The sequence below is a fragment of the Gammaproteobacteria bacterium genome (assembly GCA_003696665.1).
In the GTDB taxonomy this organism is placed as follows: domain Bacteria; phylum Pseudomonadota; class Gammaproteobacteria; order Enterobacterales.
Map to the genome: position 1 here is coordinate 1 of RFGJ01000231.1, position 1,166 is coordinate 1,166.

Consider the following 1,166-nt stretch of genomic DNA (forward strand, 5'->3'; position numbering starts at 1 on the left):
CGCCCCCTGGGGCACGGTGCGTTACGCCTGGAATGCACAACTCACCGACTACACCTACACCGGCCAACGTCGCGTAGCGCAGCGGAGCATCCCTGTGGGGCAGCATGATGGACGCCTTCGGCCTGATGTATTACAATGCCCGCTGGCACGACCCGTCACTGGGACGCTTCGCCCAGGCCGACACCATCATCCCCGGCGCGGGAAGTCCCCTGGCGTGGGACCGCTACGCGTACGTCAACGACAATCCGCTGCGGTATCGCGACCCGAGCGGGCACAAAGAAGTATGTGGTGTAGGAGTTGATGACTGTGAAAGCCCTAAAAAAGATAAGCAGATCAATGGTACACCGACAACTATCACATTCGACACAAATGATATCGTTGATCAAATCCCTGGCACAGCCGAACAATGGGGTACAGCATCTTTATTGTTAGATGAGGTAGCACTTGCCTATGATACAGCTTTAGGGATATACGTATTGTGTTGGACAGGAATTGGTGCTCTCGGTGGATTAACATTTGAGGGTAATCCAGTAACGGGAGCATTTGGGGCCGCAGCCGGATACATAATAGGTGAAGGGAGTATTTACGCCAGTGGAGCGCTTTTTGAAGGAAACCTGATTTCTTCTACAGCAACGCTGGCGGGGTTAATTTCCGATATGAAAAACGGTAACACACACCTTCAAGGGACGATAAGCATAACATCTGACAATGTTAGATTCAGGGTAAATGCACAGGTTTCATCTGGTGCATTGACTTCTATGGCATTGTCAGGAATCGGGTGGGGGGCAAACCTGGTTGCCCTTTCTTTACCATTGCAAGCAATGGCAGTAGTGAATGATAAAGGGTGGCTCCCCTCAGCAAATATGGATTTGACATTCCCCTAATTGTTTCAGGGAGACAGGATTGTTCAATGTACTCTAGAGATTTGTTTATCGGATTGATGTTTACCCTCATCAGTGTGGTAGGTTTTGTTTTTTCTTGGTGGGCTGGCACCCGCTGGAAAGGTAAAAGTGTTTGGCGCAAGTTGTCGAATGCTTTGGTTTCTGGGGTTGGCTTTTGGATATGCTTTATATGCGGTGTTGTGGCGTTAAACCATTTAGGATTCCTTGGTTCTGAAACTAATTGGAATAGAGGTATGCTAAGTAGTTTACTGTGTCTAACATTCC

Annotated in this window: 1 protein-coding gene; it reads left to right on the forward strand. The window is 49.0% G+C overall.

What is annotated here, in order from left to right:
* Positions 1-92 precede the first annotated feature (92 nt).
* Complete coding sequence (locus D6694_06590) at positions 93-884, forward strand: RHS repeat-associated core domain-containing protein (GenBank protein ID RMH43810.1); 792 nt, start codon at positions 93-95, stop codon at positions 882-884.
* Positions 885-1,166: the final 282 nt, after the last annotated feature.